The following is a 17,265-nucleotide window of genomic DNA, read 5'->3' as shown; positions in this document are numbered from 1 at the left end:
AAATTGAAATCGAACATTAATGTTCATTTCCGAAAATAGTAGCGCAACAGGAAGGCACAGGCCAGTCGATTTCGATTGAAAAAACTGATCGAATGACCTCGAAATGAAAATTACCGAACATGAACGCGCTTATACTCGCGTTCTGGCTTCTGTGGGAGCTGGCTTGCCAGCGAGTTTTTGGGCCCTAAAAGCTCGCTGGCAAGCCAGCTCCCACAGGCGTGGCGTCAGACGACTTCCAGGCGGATCTTGTGTTGGTTGAGTTGCTGCAGCAGCGCCGGCACGGGTGCCTTGTCGGTCACCAGGCAGTCGATCAGGCTGATCGAGCCCAGGCGCACCATGGCGTTGCGGCCGAACTTGCTGGAGTCGGCAGCCAGTATCACTTGGCGGGCGTTGGCGATGATGGCCTGTGACACGCGCACTTCCTGGTAGTCGAAGTCCAGCAGGCTGCCGTCTTCGTCGATACCGCTGATGCCCACCAGGGCGAAGTCGACCTTGAACTGGTTGATGAAGTCGACGCTGGCCTGGCCCACCACGCCGCCGTCACGGCGCACATTGCCGCCGGCCAGCTGCACTTCGAAGTCGTCCTTGGCGCTGAGGATCGACGCCACGTGCAGGTTGTTGGTGATGATCTTCAGGTGGTTGTGGTTCAGCAGGGCGCGGGCGATGGATTCGGTGGTGGTGCCGATGTTGATGAACAGCGAGGCGTGGTCGGGGATCTGTGCGGCGATGGCTTCGGCGATACGCTGCTTTTCATCGCGCATCTGGTCGGCACGCATGGCGTACGCGGTGTTTTCGATGCTGGAGTCGTAGGCGGCGCCACCGTGGTAACGGCGCAGCAGGTTCAGCTCGGCGAGCTGGTTGATGTCGCGGCGGATGGTCTGCGGGGTAACGATGAACAGCTGGGCCATCTCTTCGATGCTGACATAGCCGCGCTCACGCACCAGTTCGAGGATTTGTTGTTGGCGTGGGGGCAGGTTCATTGGGCTTCCTTCGGCTGCCGGGGCAAATTCCCCCATCATGCCGCAGGAACGGGGCGGGTGCTAGCACCCGCGCCGTCGCCACTACCCGTAGCAGCTGCCGCAGGCTGCGTCCGGGGCCTCGACCGAGGTGCCCGGGACGCAGCCTGCGGCAGCTGCTACGGGGGGGCGTCATGCTTCTTCGTGGGGTTCCCAGTCGCGGGTGCGGTCCACTGCCTTGCGCCAGCCGGCGTACAGCTTCTCCTTGGCGGCCTCATCGAGCTGCGGTTCGAACTCGCGCTCGATCACGGCCTTGCCGCGCAGCTCTTCCAGGCTGCCCCAGAAGCCCACGGCCAGGCCGGCCAGGTAGGCGGCACCCAGGGCAGTGGTTTCGCGCATTTGCGGGCGCTCTACCTGGGTGCCGAGGATGTCGGCCTGGAACTGCATGAGGAAGTTGTTGGCTACCGCGCCACCGTCCACGCGTAGGGCCTTGAGGCGTTCGCCGGCGTCCTGTTGCATGGCGTCGAGCACGTCGCGGGTCTGGTAGGCGATGGATTCCAGTGCCGCGCGAATGATGTGGTCGACTTTCACGCCACGGGTCAGGCCGAACAGCGCACCGCGGGCATAGGGGTCCCAGTAGGGCGCGCCCAGGCCGGTGAAGGCCGGCACCAGGTACACGCCGTTGCTGTCCTTGACCTTGTTGGCGAAGTATTCGGTGTCGTAGGCATCGTTGACGAGCTTCAGTTCGTCGCGCAGCCACTGCACCGTGGAGCCGCCGTTGAAGACCGCGCCTTCCAGGGCGTAGGCCACTTCGCCACGCGGGCCGCAGGCGATGGTGGTGAGCATGCCGTGCTTGGAGGTCACGGCCTTGTCGCCGGTGTTCATCAGCAGGAAGCAGCCAGTGCCGTAGGTGTTCTTGGCCTGGCCGGGCTCCACGCACATCTGGCCGAACAACGCGGCCTGCTGGTCGCCGGCGATACCGGCGATGGCGATGCCGCTCTTGGTGCGGCCATACACCTCGGACGAGCCTTTCACTTCCGGGAGCATTTCGCGCGGAATGTTCAGCACGTCCAGCATCTTCTCATCCCATTGCAGGGTATGGATGTTGAACAGCATGGTGCGCGAGGCGTTGGTGTAGTCGGTGACGTGCACCTTGCCGCCGGAGAATTTCCAGATCAGCCAGGTATCGACGGTGCCGAACAGCAGCTCGCCTTTCTGCGCGCGTTCGCGTGCGCCTTCGACGTTGTCCAGGATCCATTTCAGCTTGGTGCCCGAGAAGTACGGGTCGGTGACCAGGCCGGTGGTTTCGTGGATGTATTCGGCGTGGCCGTCACGCTTGAGCTGTTCGCAGATCTCGGTGCTGCGGCGGCACTGCCAGACAATCGCGTTGTACACCGGCTGGCCGGTGTTCTTGTCCCATACCACGGTGGTTTCACGCTGGTTGGTGATGCCGATGGCGGCCACCTGGTCGTGGTGCAGGCCGGCCTTGGCCAGCGCCTGGACCATCACCGCGCTCTGGGTGGCGAAGATGTCCATGGGGTCGTGCTCCACCCAGCCCGGCTGCGGGTAGTGCTGGGTGAATTCGCTTTGGCTGGAGCAGACAACGTTTGCGTCGCGGTCGAAGATGATCGCGCGCGAACTGGTGGTGCCCTGGTCCAGGGCGATGATGTAGTTCTTGTTCTGAAGGTCTGTCATGGCGGTGGCCTTTCAAGAAAAGTAAAAGTCGGGAATACGGCTCAAGGCACGCACGGGCGCTGGTCTAGGACGCCTGTACCTTGCTCCCGGTAGTATCGGTGGCGGCTTCGCCAGCAGGTGCGGCGGCGGGCAGGTGGCGGGCCAACAGGCCGCGATACATGGCCGCGCCGAGGCAGGCACCCAGGATAGGGGCGAAGATCGGCACCAGGAAATACGGGATGTCACGCCCGCCGGTAAAGGCTATTTCGCCCCAACCTGCGAAGAATGTCATCAGCTTGGGCCCGAAATCGCGCGCCGGGTTCATCGCGAAACCGGTCAGCGGGCCCATGGAGCTGCCGATCACGGCAATCAGCAGGCCGATCAGCAGCGGCGCCAAAGGGCCGCGGGGCAGGCCGTTCTGGTCATCGCCCAGGGCCATGATCACGCCCATCAGAATGGCGGTAATCACCATTTCCACCAGGAATGCCTGGGCGGTGGACAGGGAAGGGTGAGGGTAGGTGGAGAACACCGACGCCAGTTCCAGGCTTTCCTGGCTGCCGCGGATCATGTGGTGGGCTTGTTCGTAATCGAAGAACAGGTTGCTGTACAGCGTGTACACCAACGCCGCGCCGCAGAACGCCCCGGCTACCTGGGCCAGGATGTAGAACGGCAGCTTGCGCTTGTCGAAACCGGCGAACACGCACAGGGCGATGCTCACCGCAGGGCTGAGGTGCGCCCCTGAAACCCCGGCAGTCAGGTAGATCGCCATGCTGACGCCAACCCCCCAGATAATGCTGATTTCCCACAGCCCGAAGCTGGCGCCCGCCACCTTGAGCGCCGCCACACAGCCGGTGCCGAAGAAGATCAGGAGGGCGGTTCCGAGAAACTCGGCCATGCACTGGCCGGACAACGCAGGTTGTTGCTGAGCAGTCGTCATCAATGACACCTTTTTTGTTGTTGTGCGGCGCCGTTAGGGCGCTCGAATCGTGCACCCGCCGGTAATACCCCATACCTGCGGATGTGTTGCCTGCGCAAACTGGTCTAGGGTTCGCGATATTCAGAAACGAAAAAATATAGACAAGAAACGCTAATGTCAAAGGTCGAAAATGAACCGTGATTCAGAAACTGACTGGCGGGGGTGCAGCGGTGCTGGCAACACGGATTCGCTGCCATGCAAACAAGGCGAACCAGGTGATGCCACTGACATGACTGGCCCGAAACAAATGTGGGAGTGGGCTCTGCCCGCGAAGCGCCGCGCGGGCGGCGCTCGATCTCAAGAGCGCCATGAATTCATCGACAGGCGCTCGGCAACCCCGCCGCCCCCCGCAAGGCCGGCTCCTACATTTGTTGCAACGTACCATGGCCTGTAATATCGAGTTGCCACCCTTGAATGCATGGAGTGAACATGACCCCGGCGTTGGATTTGTTGAAAAAGGCCCGTGCCGAACATCACGTGCACAGCTACGAACATGACCCCAAGGCCGCTTCCTATGGCCTGGAGGCAGCTGAAAAGCTGGGGCTGAACCCGGCGCAGGTGTTCAAGACGCTGCTGGCCAGCAGTGAGAAAGGCGAGTTGCTGGTGGCCGTGGTGCCGGTGGCCGGTACCCTGGACCTCAAGGGCCTGGCGCATGCCGCCGGGGTGAAGAAATGCGAGATGGCCGACCCGGCCGCTGCGCAGCGTTCCACCGGTTACCTGCTGGGGGGCATCAGCCCGTTGGGGCAGAAGAAGCGCCTGCGTACCTTTATCGACCAATCGGCCCAACCCCTGGCGACCATGTTCGTCAGTGCCGGGCGGCGTGGCCTGGAAGTTGAGCTGGCGCCGGCGCTGCTGGCCGAGCATACCCGGGGAAGCTTCGCCGACATCGGCCGGCCTTGAGGTCAGGCCGCGGCGAACAGCACCAGGTGTTCGCTGCGCAGGCGAATGCCAATGTGCTGGCCGGGCTCGCAATGCAGGTGGCTGGGCAATAGCGCCTCCACTTGGTTGCCGCTGCCCAGTTGCAGCTGGTACAGCGTGGCAGCGCCCTGGAAGCGTTTGCCGGTGACGCGCGCCTGCACCGGGCTATCGGGCGCATGCACGATATTGTCCGGGCGCAGCAACACGTCGACGGCACTGCCGCGTGGCCAGGCGCGGGCGGGCTCGCCGTGCAGTTCGCCCAGCTCGGTGTGCACCGATTGCGCGTCACTGACCGTGCCGCGCAAAAAGTAGCCCTGGCCGATGAAGCTGGCAACGAACGGCGTTTCGGGCCGGTGATAAAGGTCGTGGGGCGTGCCCCATTGCTCCAGCCGGCCTTGCTGGAAGACGCCGACCTGATCGCTCACCGAAAACGCCTCTTCCTGGTCATGGGTGACCAGGATCGCGCTGGTGCCGCGGCTTTTCAGAATGTCCCGCACTTCCTGGCTCAGGCGCCGGCGCAATTCCACGTCGAGGTTGGAGAACGGCTCGTCCAGCAGCAGCAATTGCGGTTGTGGCGCCAGCGCGCGCGCCAGGGCCACGCGCTGTTGCTGGCCGCCGGAAAGCTCATGCGGGTAGCGCGCGCCCAGGCCGGTGAGGTTCACCAGTTCGAGCATCTCGTCGATCACCCGGGCCTGCTGCGGGTGCTGGCGAATGCCGAAGGCGATGTTCTGCGCCACGGTAAGGTGGGGGAACAGCGCGTAGTCCTGGAAGACCATGCCAATGCGGCGCTTTTCCGGGGCCAGGGTGAAGCCTGGCCGGGAAATGACTTCGCCGGCCAGGCGGATCTCACCCTGGTGCACCGGTTCGAAACCGGCGATGGCGCGCAGGGTGGTGGTCTTGCCGCAACCCGAGGCGCCCAGCAGGCAACCGATGTCGCCAGCCTGCAGGTGCAGGCCCAGGTCGTGCACCACCGCCTGGCCCTGGTAACCGCAGGCCAGGTGGTTCAGCGCCAGCAGCGGCTGGCTCATGCCGGGCGGTAGGCCGGGGCCACCAGGAACTCCAGCAGCGCCTTCTGCGCGTGCAGGCGGTTCTCGGCCTGGTCCCAGGCCACGGCGCGCGGGTCGTCCAGCACGTCCATGCTGATTTCCTCGCCACGGTGGGCGGGCAGGCAGTGCATGAACAGCACGTCGGCGGCGGCCAGGTCCAGCAGTTCGCGGGTGACCTGGTAGGGTGCGAACAGCTTCAGGCGGCGCGCGGTTTCCTCTTCCTGGCCCATGGAGGTCCAGACGTCGGTGCTCACCAGGTGCGCGCCGGCCACGGCGGCCTTGGGGTCGCGCATCACCTGCACGCGGTCGCCGGCCTGGGCCAGGAACTGCGGGTTGGGCTCGAAACCTTCAGGGCAGGCCACGCGCAGCTGGAAGTCGAACTGGATGGCCGCTTCTATATAGCTGTTGCACATGTTGTTGCCGTCGCCGATCCAGGCCACGGTCTTGCCCTGGATGCTGCCGCGGTGTTCCAGGAACGTTTGCATGTCGGCCAGCAGCTGGCAGGGGTGCAGGTCATCGGACAGGCCGTTGATCACTGGCACGCGCGAGTTGGCGGCGAATTCGGTCAGGGTGCTGTGGGCGTAGGTACGGATCATCACCGCGTCGAGCATGCTCGACATGACGATGGCGCAGTCGCCGATCGGCTCGCCACGGCCCAGTTGGGTGTCGCGCGGGGACAGGAAGATGGCCTGGCCGCCGAGCTGGATCATGCCGGCTTCGAACGACAGGCGGGTACGGGTCGAGGACTTCTCGAAAATCATGCCCAGTACCCGGTTCTTCAGCGGCTCGAACAGCACGCCGCGGTCACGCAGGTCCTTGAGCTCGATGCCTCGACGGATGACGCTGAGAAGCTCTTCGGGCGTGCAATCCATCAGGGAGAGAAAGTGCCTTGCGCTCATCATTGACTACCTTTTTGCAACGTACCGCAGCGCTCATGACCGGTTTTTGAAAAAAACGAGGGAGGCCTGCGGCGAAAGCCGCACGCGGCGACGAAATTAGGGAAGACGCGATCTTATAATTAAATGTCGCGTCTCGCCAATATGTGTTTCATATTCCGATCACGGACAGTGTTTCAGGGCGTGTCGCGAAAGGCCCTATTACAACGCTCCGGCCCTGCTTTTTACACCCCCGTCGGTTCTTTTGGCAATCGGGCCAGGAATTGTCTAGCGTTAACCCTGTCTCAGGGTTTTGCATGCGACTGGCTGCCACCGCAGCCATTTCGTACACTGCAGGCCTCGGGTACACGACTGTATCCTGCAAGATACGCGGAGAGGGTGAATGGATTCCAGAGAACAACAACTGCTTGAGCTGCTCGGCCTGACGGCGCGCACGCTCACGCACCTGACGGCCTCGATGACGTCCATGTCATTCGAATTGCTGCGCAGCGATGACGACGTCACCGCCTCCGCCGCCAGGCGCATGATCGACCGCATGGCCACCATCAGCGGCGGCCTGGACGAACACTGGAAACTGATCGGCGAGCTGACCGGCGTGCCCATCGGCCAGGAAGAAGTCGAGACCGTCGTGGAAATCCAGCTGCAGGCGCCGCCGCCCGGCCTGCCTGCCAACTGAGCATCATCGGCTGGCCTGATGCCGGCCGATTCAGCCCGCCAAGCGTGCTGGTGCACCGGGTACTATCGTTCCATAGTCGGCTTTCGCTGCCCGGACGAGACTGGCCATGACCAAGACCCTGCACCACCGCGCCTGCCACCTGTGCGAGGCCATCTGCGGCCTGAACATCGAGACCCAGGCCGACGAAGCCGGCCGTCTGGCCATCACCTCGATCAAGGGCGACCCCCTGGACGCCTTCAGTCGCGGCCATATCTGCCCCAAGGCAGTGGCCCTGCAGGACATCCAGAATGACCCCGACCGCCTGCGCCAACCCATGCTGCGCGCTGGCAGCGAATGGCAGCCGATCAGCTGGCAGGAGGCCTTCGACACCGTGGCGGCGCGCCTGTGGGACATCCAGCAGCGGCATGGCCAGCACGCCGTGGCCATCTACCAGGGCAACCCCAGCGTGCACAACTATGGGCTGATGACCCACGGCAACTATTTCCTCGGCCTGCTGAAGACCCGCAACCGCTTCTCGGCCACTTCGGTGGACCAGTTGCCCCACCACCTCTCCAGCTTCCTCATGTACGGCCACGGCCTGCTGCTGCCGGTGCCGGATATCGACCACACCGATTTCATGCTGATACTGGGCGGCAACCCGCTGGCCTCCAACGGCAGCATCATGACCGTGCCGGACGTCGAGAAGCGCCTCAAGGCCATCCAGGCCCGTGGCGGCAAGGTGGTGGTCATCGACCCGCGGCGCAGCGAGACGGCGGCCATGGCCAGCCAGCACCTGTTCATCCGCCCCGGTGGCGACGCCGCGCTGCTGCTGGGCCTGCTCAACACGCTGTTCGAGGAAGGCCTGGCGCGTGGCACGCATTTGCCCGTGGACGGCCTGCAGGCGGTGCGCGAGGCCATTGCCGGCTTCAGCGCCGAGGCCATGAGCGCGCGCTGTGGCGTGGCGGCGGCGCAGATTCGCCAGCTGGCCCGGGACTTCGCCGCCGCCGACAAGGCGGTGTGCTACGGCCGCATGGGCGTCTCCACCCAAGCCTTCGGCACGGTGTGCCATTGGCTGGTGCAGTTGATCAACCTGGTCACCGGCAATCTCGACCGCGTCGGTGGCGCCTTGTGCACCACGCCGGCGGTGGACCTGGTGGCCAACACCAGTGCCGGCCACTTCAATGCCTGGCAAAGCCGGGTGTCGGGCCTGCCGGAATACGCCGGCGAGCTGCCGGTGTCGGCGCTGGCCGAAGAGATGCTCACCGAGGGCGAGGGGCAGGTGCGTGCGCTGGTCACCGTGGCCGGCAACCCGGTGCTGTCGACGCCCAACGGCCGGCAGCTGGAACAGGCGCTGGATGGCCTGGAGTTCATGCTCAGCATCGACCTGTACATCAACGAGACCACGCGTTACGCCGACCTTATCCTGCCCTCTACCTCGGCGCTGGAGAACGACCACTACGACACCACCTTCAACCTGTTCGCGGTGCGCAACGTCAGCCGCTTCAACCGGGCGATCCTGCCCAAGCCCGACGGTGCGCTGCATGACTGGGAAATCTTCGTCGGCCTGGCAGAGGCGTTCGCGGCGCGGGCGGGCAAGGAGCTCAAGCCCACTTTGCCGCCCGCGCAGTTGATCGAGCGCGGCCTGCGCAGCGGCCCCTGGGGCGATGCCAGCGAAGCAGGGCTGTCATTGGCGACCTTGGCCGAACACCCTCATGGCATTGACCTGGGCCCGTTGCAGCCCAACCTGGCCGCGCGGCTGAAGACCGCCAACCAGCGCATCCAGGCAGCGCCGGCGTTGCTGCTGGACGATTTGCAGCGCTTTGCCGCGCAGCCGCTGCCGGGCGCCGATGAGCTGGTGATGGTGGGGCGCCGCCACGTGCGCAGCAACAATTCGTGGATGCACAACTACCACCGCCTGGTGAAGGGCAAGCCACGCCACCAACTGCTGATGCACCCCGATGACCTGGCTGCGCGTGGCCTGGTGGATGGCCAGCGGGTGCGGGTGACGTCGCGGGTGGGCAGCGTCGAGGTGGAGGTGCTGGGCAGCCTGGAGATGATGCCCGGGGTGGTCAGCCTGCCGCATGGCTTCGGCCACGCCCGCCATGGCGTACGCCTGGAGATCGCCCGGGCCCAGCCGGGCGCCAGTGCCAATGACCTCACCGATGAGCGCGTGCTGGACCGGGTATCGGGCAATGCCGCCCTCAACGGCGTGCCGGTGCGGGTGGCGGCCGCCTGAGCAGGTCCATCGGCAAGGCCGAGCGCGCCGCTCGGGTTTCCGTTACAATGCGTCACCGTGTCGACCTATGAGTCGGAAAGCTAAGCCGAGGTGCTCCATGGATATCATCGAAACGATTAAAGAGCAGATTGCCAACAACACCATTCTGCTTTACATGAAAGGCTCGCCGAACGCCCCGCAGTGTGGCTTCTCGTCGAAGGCGTCGCAGTGCGTGATGCAGTGCGGCGAGAAATTCGCTTATGTGGATATCCTGCAGAACCCGGAAATCCGTGCGAACCTGCCAAAATACGCCAACTGGCCGACTTTCCCGCAGCTGTGGGTAGCTGGCGAGCTGGTTGGCGGTAGCGACATCGTGGCTGAAATGTTCGCCAACGGCGAGCTGCAGACGCTGATCAAGGCTGCTGCCGAAAAAGCCAAGGCCGGCGAAAACGCCTGATAGCCCTGCGCTTCAACAAAAAGCCCCGGTGTCGTGAGACAGCGGGGCTTTTTGTTGGGGGCTACACAATCAGCTGCCTTTCACCGAACGGCCATCAACGGTACCGTCCTGCAGCATGATGTTGTATTCCTTGCCGTCGGTCTCGACCTGTTGCAGGCGCACCAGCAGGTAGTCCCAGTCCTTGGCGAACCACAGCACGGTGGTGCGCTTGTTCTGCGTGGGGTCGCGCACGCGCTCAACCTTGGTGGCCTCGACCTGGCCGGCCTTGGTGTCGACCTTCTCGGTGCCCAGCACGCGGAAGTCGTAGGTGTCGACGTCGCCGCCGTCCACTACCTGGTAGCTCATGCTCTTCTTGCCGGCAGCCACGTCACGCTGCAGCGCCAGCTGGTAGGTCGACTTGTCGAGCATGCCGCGGTTGAGCGGCACCTTCACCGCGTCGCCACGGTCGGTGCCGGTGACCATTTTCTGCGACCAGTCGAAGTCCAGGTCAGTCTTCTTCGGTTTGCCCAGGCCGCCACGTTCGAAGTGGTAGGTCTTGGGCAGCAGTGCGTCCTTGTCGACGGTGAGGGTGCTTTCCTCGGTGAGGCTGGCAATCATCATCGACGCCTTGAAGCTCAGGGTCCAGGTGTCGTTGGCACCCTTTTCCAGGCTGCGCGAAGCGGTGCCGCTCATGGGCAGCTGCTTCCAGTCGGCGGTATAGCTGGCGGTGAAAGGCTTGAGTTCGGCAGCGTGTACCGGCAAAGCCAGCAACGCGGCGCAGAACAGCAGGGCACGACGCATAAAATCTCCTAGGGTCGAATCAAGTGACCGCTGGCCCCGAGGGGCTGACCGTCCAATAATGCACCGTGGGCGTCCAGGCGCAAGCGCCCTTCGGCAAACCAGCGCACGGCCAGCGGATAGATCTGGTGTTCCTGGGCATGGACCCGCTGCGCCAGGGTGACCGGCGTGTCGTCCAACTGTACCGGTATTGCTGCCTGTACGACCAGTGGTCCGCCATCGAGTTCCTCGGTGACAAAATGAACACTGCAGCCGTGCTCGGCATCACCGGCCTCGATGGCGCGCTGATGGGTGTGCAGGCCTTTGTATTTGGGCAGCAGGGAAGGGTGGATATTGAGCAGGCGCCCTTGATAGTGGCGCACGAAATCAGCGCTGAGGATGCGCATGAAGCCGGCCAGCACCACCAGGTCGGGGCTGAAACCGTCGATCAGTTCGACCAGCGCGGCGTCGAAGGCTTCGCGGCCTTCGAACGCCTTGTGGTCCAGCACGGCGGTGTCGATACCGGCGTGGCGGGCGCGTTCCAGGCCGTAGGCATCGGCGCGGTTGGAGATCACCGCGCGGATGTGGGCCGGGTTTTCACCGGCCCCCTGGTTCACGCTATCGATCAGGGCCTGCAGGTTGCTGCCGGTGCCGGACAACAGCACCACTACGTTACAGCGTGCGGGCATCTGTTCGTGCATCAGTGTGCCTTGACGTTCTTCAGCTCGACCTGTGGGGCGCCTTCGGCGGCAACGCCGATCTGGCCGATGACCCATGGCTGTTCGCCAGCGTCACGCAGGGTTTGCAGGGCCACGTCGACGTGCTCCTGGGCCACGCAAATGACCATGCCGACGCCGCAGTTCAGTACGCGGTGCATTTCGTGCTCGTCGACGTTGCCTTTCTCCTGCAGCCAGTCGAAGACCGCCGGGCGCTGCCAGCTGGCCACGTCAACCACGGCCTGGGCGCCTTTTGGCAGCACGCGCGGGATGTTGTCCAGCAGGCCGCCGCCGGTGATGTGGGCCATGGCCTTGACCGCGCCGGTGTCCTTGATCAGCTTCAGCAGCGGCTTGACGTAGATGCGGGTCGGGGCCATCAGCAGGTCGGTCAGTGGCTGGCCGTCCAGTTGGGTGTTCTCGATGTCGGCACCCGACACTTCGATGATCTTGCGGATCAGCGAGTAGCCGTTGGAGTGCGGGCCGGACGATGGCAGGGCCAGCAGGGCGTCGCCAGTGGCCACTTTCGAACCGTCGATGATCTCGGCCTTCTCGACCACGCCTACGCAGAAGCCGGCCAGGTCGTAGTCTTCGCCTTCGTACATGCCAGGCATTTCAGCGGTTTCGCCGCCTACCAGCGAGCAACCCGACAGTTCGCAGCCAGCGCCGATACCGGTCACTACCTGGGCGGCGGTGTCCACGTTCAGCTTGCCGGTGGCGTAGTAGTCCAGGAAGAACAGCGGTTCGGCGCCGCACACCACCAGGTCGTTGACGCACATGGCCACCAGGTCGATGCCGATGCTGTCGTGCTTGTTCAGGTTCAGTGCCAGGCGCAGCTTGGTGCCCACGCCGTCGGTGCCCGAGACCAGCACAGGCTGCTTGTAGCCGGCCGGGATCTCACAGAGGGCGCCAAAACCGCCCAGGCCGCCCATGACTTCAGGACGCGCGGTGCGCTTGGCGACGCTCTTGATGCGTTCGACCAATGCTTCACCGGCGTCGATGTCTACACCGGCGTCCTTGTAGCTCAGGGAGGGTTGCTTGCTCATGATCCAGGCCTTTAGAGGGAGGGATTCGAAAAATCGACCACTAGCGGCGGGCTGCCCGGAAATACCGTTGCGGGGTATTTCCATTCGGCCAACCGTCGACGGTCTGCGAAGGCGCGCGATTTTATCAGGCTTGCCCCTGTGCGGCCATCCTCAGGCCGACGGGCAGGGCCAAAATTAATCCGTTGACCCGTAGCAGCTGCCGCAGGCGGCGTCCCATCGCGACACTGTATTGGAACCGGACGCAGCCTTCGGCAGCTGCTACAGGTGTGCAGCATCCTTAAGCGCTATAGTAGGCGCATTACGAAAACTTCAATGGGCGGCTTGAATGTTTTGCTTGAAACTGTGGTCACAAGCCTCAGTCCGCTTATTGCCCGTCGGGAATCCTCCATGCGTCTGTGTAACTACCTTTTAGTCGGCTGCCTGTCGGTGTTCGCCCTGGCCGCTCATGCCGAAACCGTCAAGAACCTCTACCAGGTCCGTGAAACCGTGGCCGGCCAGACCCCCGAAGAGCGCGACGCAGCCACCCAGCGCGCGCTCGAGACCCTGGTGTTGCGCCTCACCGGCGACCCCAAGGCGGTCAGCGCCCCCGGCCTTGCGGCGGTACGCAAGGACCCGCAGCAAATCATCACCCAATTTGGCTATGAAGCCGGCCCGCCGGAAAGCCTGCGCGTGGACTTCGACCAGGCCAGCACCGACAACGCCCTGCGCCAGGCCGGGTTGCCCACCTGGGGCAACAACCGCCCCAGCGTGCTGGCCTGGTGGCTGAACGAAGGCACCGACGGCGCCAACCTGGTGGGCGACGGCCAGCCGACCGCCGAGCCCCTGCGCCGCGCCGCCCAGCACCGTGGCCTGCCGTTGCGCCTGCCGCTGGCCGACCTGGGCGAGCAATCGCTGGGCACCGCCAAGACCCTGGACGGCAGCGATGCCACGCCGTTGCGTGCCGCCTCCGACCGCTACGGGGCCGACGGCCTGCTGGCCGTGCACGCGAAGCAGGAGGGTGGCAAATGGAGCGCCCAGTGGCATCTGTACCTGGGCGACCGCCCCGAGCAGGGCAAGGCCGAGGGCGATGACCCCGCCGCCCTGGCCGATGCCGTGCTGCTGGCTGTCAGCGAACGCCTGGCGCCGCGCTACGTGGTCAAGTCCGGAGGCGGTGCCAGCACCGACATGAGCTTGCAGGTCGAAGGCATGACCCTTGAGCGCTACGCCGCCCTGGGCCGCCTGCTGGAACCGTTCAACGCCAAGCTGAAATCCGTCGATGGCGACAAGGTGGTGTACCAGGTGAGCGGCAACAACGACCAGCTGCGCGCGCAACTGGCCCTGGGCAAGCTCAGCGAGATGCCGCCGGAAGCGGCGCCCGTGGTCGCTACCCAGCCGCTTGCGCCTGGCGCCGCGCCAGCCCCTGCACCGCAACCAGCCCCCGGCCTGCGCTTCCATTGGTAATGCACTGTTCTTCTCTTTATATAAGGCTTGGGTGTTTTGATGACTGACATGCGTCGTTGGGTCTGGGTGGGGGCGGTGCTCCTGCTCTGCCTGTTCGTGTATTTCCTGCACCCCATTCTTTCGCCGTTCCTGGTGGCGATCGTGCTGGCCTACATGGCCGACCCGCTGGTGGACCGCCTGGAAAAGGTCGGCCTGTCGCGCACCTGGGGCGTCATCGTGGTGTTCTCGCTGTTCACCCTGGTGTTCATGATTGCCCTGCTGGTGCTGGTGCCACTGCTGGCCAAGCAGTTCGTGCGCCTGTACGAGCTGGCGCCGCAGGTGCTGGACTGGCTGCAGCACGTGGCCCTGCCGTGGGTGCAGGCCAAGCTGGGCCTGGCTGACGGTTTCTGGAAGTTCGACAAGATCAAGGCCGCCATCACCGAGCACATGGGCCAGACCACCGACATCGTCGGCGTGGTGCTGAGCCAGGCCACCGCCTCCAGCCTGGCGCTGATCGGCTGGCTGACCAACCTGGTGCTGATCCCGGTGGTGGGTTTCTACCTGCTGCGCGACTGGGACCTGATGATGGCCAAGATCCGCAGCCTGTTGCCGCGCCACCGCGAGGGCAAGATCGTCGCCCTGGCCAAGGAGTGCCACGAAGTGCTGGGCGCGTTCGTGCGGGGCCAGCTGCTGGTGATGCTGGCGCTGGGCATCATCTACGCCGCCGGCCTGATGCTGGTAGGGGTAGAGCTTGGGCTGTTGATCGGCCTGATCGCCGGCCTTGCCGCCATCGTGCCGTACATGGGCTTCATCATCGGTATCAGCGCGGCGATGATCACCGGGCTGTTCCAGTTTGGTGGCGACATCTACCCGCTGATGGGCATTGGTGCGGTGTTCCTGGTGGGGCAACTGCTCGAAGGCATGGTGCTGACCCCGATGCTGGTGGGCGACCGCATCGGCCTGCACCCGGTGGCAGTGATCTTCGCCATCCTGGCTGGCGGCGAGCTGTTCGGCTTTGCCGGCGTGCTGCTGGCGCTGCCGGTGGCCGCGGTAATCATGGTGCTGCTGCGCCATGCCCATGATCTGTATAAGGAATCGGACATCTACGGCGGGCAGGAAGACCCCGACCTGTAGTGGCGTCGTGCACCCGCCGGTTCACCGGCGGGTGTGAAAATGTTCGCAAACCTTTGATTTTGCTTGTGGTCTGTTGCATTGTGCCCTCAGCGTCACGGGTATAAACTTTGCTAACTTCACACAGAGGCCCCCTGCGGTTCGCCAGAACCGTCAGCCAGCATGAAACCGATTCAGCTGCCCTTAGGTGTGCGTCTGCGTGATGACGCTACCTTCATCAATTACTATCCAGGCGCCAATGCCGCTGCACTCGGCTACGTCGAACGCCTGTGCGAAGCCGACGCTGGCTGGACCGAAAGCCTGATCTACTTGTGGGGCAAGCAGGGCGTGGGCCGTACCCACCTGCTGCAGGCCGCGTGCCTGCGCTTCGAACAGATGGGCGAGCCCGCGGTGTACCTGCCGTTGGCGCAATTGCTCGACCGTGGCGTGGAAATCCTTGATTACCTGGAGCAGTACGAACTGGTGTGCCTGGACGACCTGCAGGTCATCGCCGGCAAGCCGGAGTGGGAAGAGGCCATGTTCCACTTGTTCAACCGCTTGCGCGACAGCGGTCGGCGCCTGTTGATCGCAGCCTCCCATTCGCCCCGCGAACTGGCGGTGAGGCTGCCCGACCTGAAGTCGCGCCTGACCATGGCGCTGATCTTCCAGATGCGCCCGCTGTCGGACGAAGACAAGCTGCGCGCCTTGCAGCTGCGGGCCTCGCGCCGCGGCCTGCACCTGACCGACGAGGTTGGGCACTTCATCCTCACCCGCGGCACCCGCAGCATGAGCGCCCTGTTCGACCTGCTGGAGCGCCTGGACCAGGCCTCGCTGCAGGCCCAGCGCAAGCTGACCATTCCCTTCCTCAAGGAAACCCTGGGTTGGTAGACCCGCAGCTGCTGGCCCGCGCCGGCGCTGCCCTGCGCGATGCCCGGCGCATCCTGGTGATTACCGGTGCCGGGTTGTCCGCCGACTCTGGCCTGCCCACCTATCGTGGCCTGGGCGGCCTGTACAACGGCACCACCAGTGAAGGCCTGCCCATCGAAAAAGCCCTGTCGGGGCCCATGCTCGAACGCGACCCGGCGCTGTGCTGGAAATACCTCGCGCAGCTGGGCGAAGCCTGCCTGGGCGCGCAGCCAAACGCCGCCCACCACGCCATTGCCCAACTGCAACAGGCCAAGCCGGAATGCTGGGTGCTGACGCAAAATACTGACGGTTATCACCGTCAGGCAGGAAGTCCCGACGAACGGTTGATCGAAATTCACGGACAATTGGCGCCACTGTTCTGTCGCGCCTGTGGCGCCACAAGCGACCGTTTGCGTGAAATCCTTGGTGAGCCACTGCCGCCGCGCTGTAACGTCTGTAATGGCGTTATGCGGCCTTCCGTGGTGCTTTTCGAGGAAATGCTGCCCGAGCGGGCGATTGAGGCGCTGTATCAGCAAATGGCGATCGGTTTCGAGGTGGTGCTGGTGATCGGCACCACGGCAAGCTTCCCCTACATTAACGCGCCCATCGCTGAAACCCGCGCCGCTGGCGGGTTTGCCATTGAGATCAACCCATTGCGAAGCGGGCTTTCTGCCAGCATGGACGTGTTTTTTGAGAGTAGGGCGTTAGAAGTCATGCCGAAACTGCTGAGTCACATTTTTTTCGATTGAATTTGCAAATGGATTTGATAGAAGGCATAGTCGCGTCTTCTTAATTTCTACAGACACGGTCGTGCCCATGCTAAAGCGCTTCGCACCCCTCGTGCCCCTCGCACTCGTGACCCTGCTTTTCGGCTGCGCGGCTCATACGCCGGTTTCGCAGCAACAGGCTCTCAACCCGGTGACTCCGCAGTCCCAGGCCCAGGCGAAAGCTGTAACCCTGAATTTCCAAGAAGAAGAGCTGGACACCGAAAAGGAACTGGCTGACTTCTCCGATAACAGCAAGCCCTACCAGATGCCAATGCTGGCCGACAGCATCCTGGAACGCGGCAAATCGCTGATCGGTACCCGCTATCGCACCGGTGGTTCCACTGAATCGGGCTTCGATTGCAGCGGTTTCATTGGTTACCTGTTCCGCGAAGAGGCCGGCATGACCTTGCCGCGTTCCACGCGTGACATGATCAACGTGAAAGCTCCCCTGGTAGCCCGCAACAACCTCAAGCCCGGTGACCTGCTGTTCTTCAGCACCCGTGGCCGTGGGCGCGTGAGCCACGCCGGCATCTACCTGGGTGATGACCAGTTCATCCACTCCAGCAGCCACCGCAGCGGCGGCGTGCGCATCGACAGCCTCGATGACGCCTACTGGAGCAAGACCTTTATTGAAGCCAAGCGTGCCTTGGCCATGGCGCCCGCCACCACGACTATCGCACGCAAGTAAGCAGTCTGGGGCGGTACCTGCAGCGGCGGCGCACTGAGAAGTGTGCCGCCGTTGCGCGTTTTCGGGA

At 64.0% G+C, this 17,265-nt stretch carries 17 protein-coding genes; 9 read left to right on the top strand and 8 right to left on the bottom strand.

Features of this window, described 5'->3' with window-relative positions; all coding sequences use genetic code 11:
• Nucleotides 1-224 precede the first annotated feature (224 nt).
• The 3 genes from AC0SZ7_RS11130 to AC0SZ7_RS11120 all read right to left on the bottom strand — a co-directional run bounded on the left by AC0SZ7_RS11130 (nucleotide 225) and on the right by AC0SZ7_RS11120 (nucleotide 3,567).
• Complete coding sequence (locus AC0SZ7_RS11130) at nucleotides 225-980, bottom strand: DeoR/GlpR family transcriptional regulator (protein WP_475504450.1); 756 nt, start codon at nucleotides 978-980, stop codon at nucleotides 225-227.
• 168 nt (nucleotides 981-1,148) lie between these two features.
• On the bottom strand, nucleotides 1,149-2,651 hold the full coding sequence (gene glpK / locus AC0SZ7_RS11125; protein WP_475504449.1) for a glycerol kinase GlpK: 1,503 nt from the start codon (nucleotides 2,649-2,651) through the stop codon (nucleotides 1,149-1,151).
• A gap of 64 nt (nucleotides 2,652-2,715) precedes the next feature.
• Nucleotides 2,716-3,567: an MIP/aquaporin family protein gene (locus AC0SZ7_RS11120; RefSeq protein WP_475504448.1), complete on the bottom strand. Its 852-nt coding sequence runs from the start codon at nucleotides 3,565-3,567 to the stop codon at nucleotides 2,716-2,718.
• Between the two features lie 468 nt (nucleotides 3,568-4,035).
• Between AC0SZ7_RS11120 and ybaK the strand changes: the two genes are divergently transcribed.
• A complete protein-coding gene (gene ybaK / locus AC0SZ7_RS11115; protein WP_475504447.1) occupies nucleotides 4,036-4,506 on the top strand; it encodes a Cys-tRNA(Pro) deacylase in 471 nt (156 codons plus the stop codon).
• A gap of 2 nt (nucleotides 4,507-4,508) precedes the next feature.
• Here ybaK and AC0SZ7_RS11110 read toward each other — a convergent pair whose 3' ends face one another.
• Both AC0SZ7_RS11110 and argF read right to left on the bottom strand, forming a co-directional pair.
• Nucleotides 4,509-5,552 (bottom strand): ABC transporter ATP-binding protein, encoded by a 1,044-nt coding sequence (locus AC0SZ7_RS11110; protein ID WP_475504446.1) that lies wholly within the window; start codon nucleotides 5,550-5,552, stop codon nucleotides 4,509-4,511.
• A complete protein-coding gene (gene argF, locus AC0SZ7_RS11105) occupies nucleotides 5,549-6,469 on the bottom strand; it encodes an ornithine carbamoyltransferase (RefSeq protein WP_475504445.1) in 921 nt (306 codons plus the stop codon). The genes AC0SZ7_RS11110 and argF overlap by 4 nt, the downstream gene beginning before the upstream one ends.
• Before the next feature lie 379 nt (nucleotides 6,470-6,848).
• On the opposite strand from argF, the gene AC0SZ7_RS11100 reads away from it, so the two are divergent.
• The 3 genes from AC0SZ7_RS11100 to grxD all read left to right on the top strand — a co-directional run bounded on the left by AC0SZ7_RS11100 (nucleotide 6,849) and on the right by grxD (nucleotide 9,793).
• Entirely contained in the window at nucleotides 6,849-7,142 is a 294-nt protein-coding gene (locus AC0SZ7_RS11100) for a hypothetical protein (protein WP_475504444.1), read from the top strand.
• A 106-nt stretch (nucleotides 7,143-7,248) separates the two neighbouring features.
• Nucleotides 7,249-9,357: a molybdopterin oxidoreductase family protein gene (locus AC0SZ7_RS11095; protein WP_475504443.1), complete on the top strand. Its 2,109-nt coding sequence runs from the start codon at nucleotides 7,249-7,251 to the stop codon at nucleotides 9,355-9,357.
• A 97-nt stretch (nucleotides 9,358-9,454) separates the two neighbouring features.
• Nucleotides 9,455-9,793, top strand: a complete 339-nt coding sequence (gene grxD, locus AC0SZ7_RS11090; protein ID WP_158154208.1) for a Grx4 family monothiol glutaredoxin — start codon at nucleotides 9,455-9,457, stop codon at nucleotides 9,791-9,793.
• 69 nt (nucleotides 9,794-9,862) lie between these two features.
• On the opposite strand, the gene AC0SZ7_RS11085 is transcribed toward grxD, so the two are convergent.
• Genes AC0SZ7_RS11085 through purM form a run of 3 tightly spaced genes read right to left on the bottom strand, consistent with a single transcriptional unit; the run spans nucleotide 9,863 to nucleotide 12,308 of the window.
• Nucleotides 9,863-10,573 (bottom strand): DUF3108 domain-containing protein, encoded by a 711-nt coding sequence (locus AC0SZ7_RS11085; protein WP_455923809.1) that lies wholly within the window; start codon nucleotides 10,571-10,573, stop codon nucleotides 9,863-9,865.
• 8 nt (nucleotides 10,574-10,581) lie between these two features.
• Nucleotides 10,582-11,238, bottom strand: coding sequence for a phosphoribosylglycinamide formyltransferase (purN, locus tag AC0SZ7_RS11080; RefSeq protein ID WP_475504621.1), 657 nt, complete (start codon nucleotides 11,236-11,238; stop codon nucleotides 10,582-10,584).
• Between the two features lie 11 nt (nucleotides 11,239-11,249).
• Nucleotides 11,250-12,308, bottom strand: coding sequence for a phosphoribosylformylglycinamidine cyclo-ligase (gene purM / locus AC0SZ7_RS11075; RefSeq protein ID WP_027978711.1), 1,059 nt, complete (start codon nucleotides 12,306-12,308; stop codon nucleotides 11,250-11,252).
• Between the two features lie 387 nt (nucleotides 12,309-12,695).
• Between purM and AC0SZ7_RS11070 the strand changes: the two genes are divergently transcribed.
• The 5 genes from AC0SZ7_RS11070 to AC0SZ7_RS11050 all read left to right on the top strand — a co-directional run bounded on the left by AC0SZ7_RS11070 (nucleotide 12,696) and on the right by AC0SZ7_RS11050 (nucleotide 17,198).
• Entirely contained in the window at nucleotides 12,696-13,748 is a 1,053-nt protein-coding gene (locus tag AC0SZ7_RS11070) for a DUF2066 domain-containing protein (RefSeq protein WP_475504442.1), read from the top strand.
• A 39-nt stretch (nucleotides 13,749-13,787) separates the two neighbouring features.
• Nucleotides 13,788-14,861 carry an AI-2E family transporter gene (locus tag AC0SZ7_RS11065; protein WP_475504441.1) on the top strand — a complete coding sequence of 358 codons (1,074 nt, stop codon included), beginning with the start codon at nucleotides 13,788-13,790 and terminating at the stop codon, nucleotides 14,859-14,861.
• Nucleotides 14,862-15,020: 159 nt separating this feature from the next.
• Nucleotides 15,021-15,725, top strand: a complete 705-nt coding sequence (gene hda / locus AC0SZ7_RS11060) for a DnaA regulatory inactivator Hda (RefSeq protein ID WP_416426226.1) — start codon at nucleotides 15,021-15,023, stop codon at nucleotides 15,723-15,725.
• The gene (locus AC0SZ7_RS11055) at nucleotides 15,719-16,492 is read left to right on the top strand and encodes an NAD-dependent deacylase (RefSeq protein ID WP_475504440.1); all 774 of its coding nucleotides are present in this window, start codon (nucleotides 15,719-15,721) and stop codon (nucleotides 16,490-16,492) included. The genes hda and AC0SZ7_RS11055 overlap by 7 nt, the downstream gene beginning before the upstream one ends.
• Before the next feature lie 67 nt (nucleotides 16,493-16,559).
• The gene (locus AC0SZ7_RS11050; RefSeq protein WP_475504439.1) at nucleotides 16,560-17,198 is read left to right on the top strand and encodes a C40 family peptidase; all 639 of its coding nucleotides are present in this window, start codon (nucleotides 16,560-16,562) and stop codon (nucleotides 17,196-17,198) included.
• Nucleotides 17,199-17,265 lie beyond the last annotated feature (67 nt).

It is taken from the genome of Pseudomonas sp. JC1203 (assembly GCF_056175065.1).
Note: the sequence above shows the minus strand (reverse complement) of the source record. Positions and strands in the feature narration are given on the sequence as shown.